General features: G+C 69.4%; 3 protein-coding genes. All 3 read right to left on the reverse strand.

Features of this window, described 5'->3' with window-relative positions; genetic code table 11:
• Nucleotides 1-99: 99 nt before the first annotated feature.
• Nucleotides 100-1275, reverse strand: a complete 1176-nt coding sequence (locus ABT004_RS36165; RefSeq protein ID WP_351346048.1) for an acetoin utilization protein AcuC — start codon at nucleotides 1273-1275, stop codon at nucleotides 100-102.
• Entirely contained in the window at nucleotides 1226-2479 is a 1254-nt protein-coding gene (locus ABT004_RS36170; protein ID WP_451193677.1) for an MFS transporter, read from the reverse strand. Before ABT004_RS36170 ends, ABT004_RS36165 begins: the two co-directional genes overlap by 50 nt.
• Nucleotides 2480-2561: 82 nt before the next feature.
• Nucleotides 2562-3206 carry an HAD family hydrolase gene (locus ABT004_RS36175; RefSeq protein WP_351346053.1) on the reverse strand — a complete coding sequence of 215 codons (645 nt, stop codon included), beginning with the start codon at nucleotides 3204-3206 and terminating at the stop codon, nucleotides 2562-2564.
• Nucleotides 3207-3318 lie beyond the last annotated feature (112 nt).

The following is a 3318-nucleotide window of genomic DNA, read 5'->3' on the forward strand; positions in this document are numbered from 1 at the left end:
CCCCGCTGCTCAATCGCCGCAGGGGCTTGAATGGCCCGCGCCTCAATCGCCGGCGGGGCTTGAATGCCGCTGCTCAAGCGCCGCAGGGGCTTGAGTGGGTCACGGCAGTAGCCCCCGCAGCGGATACGACGCCTTACGGGTGGCCAGAACCGCCTGGTCGAGCCGGTCCGCGGGGTCGTACCCCGCCTCCCACTCCCGATACGACACGGGCCACCGCCCATCCGTCATCCGCCGCGGAGCCAACTGCCGCGTACGCGCGAACACTTCCTGCCGCCACCCATCGGGAATCACCGACTCGGGCGCGACCTCCCGCCCCGCCGCGATCCCGACCAAGTGCGTCCACGACCTCGGCACGACGTCCACCACCGCGTACCCGCCCCCACCGAGCGCCACCCACCGCCCACCGGCGTACTCGTGCGCCCACGCGTGACAGGCGACCTGCACGGCCCGCTGCGCGTCCAAAGACACGGCCAGATGCGCCAGCGGATCCTCGAAGTGCGTATCGGCCCCGTGCTGCGTCACAAGCACCTGCGGCCGGAACTCCGCCAACAACTCCGGCACCACCGCATGCAGCGCCCGCAGCCACCCGGCGTCCCCGGTCCCCGCCGGCAGCGCCACATTCACCGCCGTCCCCTCCGCGGCCCCGTCGGCCCCCGTCTCCTCGGGCCACCCGGTCTGCGGAAACAACGTACGGGGATGCTCGTGCAGCGAGATCGTCAGGACCCGCGGGTCCTCCCAGAACGCGGCCTGCACGCCGTCCCCGTGGTGCACGTCCACATCCACGTACACGACCCGCTCCGCGCCCAACTCAAGGAGTCGAGCGATCGCCAGCGCCGCGTCGTTGTACACGCAGAACCCGGACGCCGCCCCCGGCATCGCATGGTGCAGGCCACCCGAGAAATTCACCGCGTGCAGCGCGTCCCCCCGCCACACGCTCTCCGCGGCCCCCACCGACTGCCCGGCGATCAGCGCGGACACCTCGTGCATCCCGGCGAAGGACGGATCATCCACCGTCCCCAGCCCATAAGCCGGATCAGCGGCGTCCGGATCGAGCGACGCAGCCTTGACCGCCTCCACGTAGTCCTCACGGTGCACGAGCCGCAACGTCGAATCCCCGGCCGCCTTCGCCGCGACGACATCCATGTCCCGGTCAAGACCGAACGCGTCCACCAGTCTCCGGGTCAGATCAAGCCTGACCGGATCCATCGGGTGTCCGGGCCCGAAGTCATACCCCGCTACCGCCGGGTCCCACATCAATTGCGCGCGGCCGCTCATGCCCGCCACCGTATCGGTCCCCCCGCTCCCGGAACGATGGGGCGTACACCAGCGTCAACAGCACCAACACCATGGGCACGAGCATCGCCCCGCGGTAACTCCACGCGTCCCCCAAAGCCCCCACAAGCGGCGAACCGATCAGAAAACCCACGTAGTTGAAGATATTGAGCCGCGCCACCGCCGCATCCGAAGCGTTCGGGAACAGCCGTCCCGCCGCGGCGAAGGTCTGCGGCACGATCACGCACAACCCGAGCCCCAGCAGCGTGAATCCGAGCATCCCCACCCAGGCCCCCGGCGCCACAGCCACCACACCGAACCCACCCGCGGCCACAACGGACCCCACCCGCACCACGGCCACCGCCCCGAACCGCCGCACCCCCACGTCCCCGACGGCCCGCCCCACCAGCGTCATCACCATGTAGACGTTGTACGGAACCGTGGACAGCTGCTCCGAACTCCCCAACACGTCCTGGAGGTACTTCGCGCTCCAGTTGGAGACCGTCGAGTCCCCGATGTACGCGAACGACATCACCAGGCACAGCGGCAACAACACCTTGAAGACGACCCCGCTGCCCTGCGCCTGCTCCCGCGCGGCCTCCTCCCCACCGACCGGCCGCCCGTCCACGTACCACCGGCTCGCCACGAGGCAGAGCGGCAACAGCACGCACACCACCGGCAGATACAACACGAACAGCGTCAGATCCCAGTGCGCCCCGACCCACGCGAGCGACGCCCCGACGATCCCGCCGAGACTGTACGCGGCGTGGAAGCCGAGCATGATGCTGCGCCCGTACGCCCGCTGCAGGCTGACACCGAGCATGTTCATCGAGGCGTCCAGCGCCCCCACCGCCAGCCCGAACACGGCGAGCGCGACGGCCACTTGGGCCACCGAGTCCCCGGCCGCGACCCCGAGCAGCGCCAGCAGGACGACGGGCTGCGCCCACCGCAGCACCCGGCTGGGCCGCACCCTCTTCACCAACTGCTCGGTGCCCACGCTCCCGACCCCGGCCAGCACCGGCACCGCGGCCAGGAACACGGGCAGCAGTGCGTCGGATATCCCGTACTGGTCCTGAATCGCGGGGATCCGGGTCACGAGCAGCGCAAAGGCGGCGCCCTGCGCGAAGAAGCTCAACCCCAGCGTCCGGCGCCCCCACCGCATCCGCCCGCTCGCCGTACCGGTCGCCCCGGCTGTGCCATCGGTCATGGCGGCACAGCGTAGGCCGCCGCCTTACCCGTGGGTAGATGGATCACAAAACCATGGGCCGACCGTGACCTCGGGCGATACCTCAACCGAGCAGCCGGGGCAACTCCCGCATGTCGTCGAAGAGTTCATCGGCCTGGTCGAGCCGCTCGGCGGGCGTCATCGCGGTGAACCCGTACACATCCATCCCGGCCGAGACGGCGGCCTGCACACCGAGCGGGCTGTCCTCGACGACCAGGCACTTCTCGGGCCGGACCCCCATCCGCTCGGCGGCGTACAGAAACAGGTCGGGCGCCGGCTTCCCCCGCCCCACATCCTGCGAGCTGAAGATCCGCTCGTCCCCGAACCACTTGTCGAGCCCGGTCTTCCGGTGCCCGACACGGATCCGCTCATGACTCCCGGAGGACGCGACGCAGTACGGCACCTCGTCGGCGGCCAGCTTCTCCAGCACCTCGACTACCCCGTCGACGGGCTCCAGCTCCCGCTCGAACGCCGCGAACACCCGCGTATGAAACGTGTCGTCGAAGTCCTCGGGCAATCGCTGCCCGGTCCGCTCGAGCACCACATCGTGCACGCGGTGCATGGCGGCCCCCATGTAGTCCCGCAGGGATTCCTCGTACGAGGTCGGGTGCCCGAGCTCGGTGAGATAGCCGGCCAGGAGCGTGTTGGAGATCGGCTCACTGTCGACGAGTACACCGTCGTTGTCGAAGATGACGAGGTCATAGCGCATGCCCATGTCTTCGACCCTAAACGCAGAAAAGCCCGGACCGTATCCCGGTCCGGGCTTTCCTTTTAAAATTAGTTCGGCGGCGTCCTACTCTCCCACAGGGTCCCCCCTGCAG

The organism is Streptomyces sp. NPDC002790 (genome assembly GCF_040295505.1).
Classification (GTDB): domain Bacteria; phylum Actinomycetota; class Actinomycetes; order Streptomycetales; family Streptomycetaceae; genus Streptomyces.

Coding starts and splice junctions, on each gene's coding strand:
- ABT004_RS36165 (WP_351346048.1), bottom strand. CDS start 1,275: ATGAGCGGCCGCGCGCAATTGATGTGGGACCCGGCGGTAGCGGGGTAT.
- ABT004_RS36170 (WP_451193677.1), bottom strand. CDS start 2,479: ATGACCGATGGCACAGCCGGGGCGACCGGTACGGCGAGCGGGCGGATG.
- ABT004_RS36175 (WP_351346053.1), bottom strand. CDS start 3,206: ATGCGCTATGACCTCGTCATCTTCGACAACGACGGTGTACTCGTCGAC.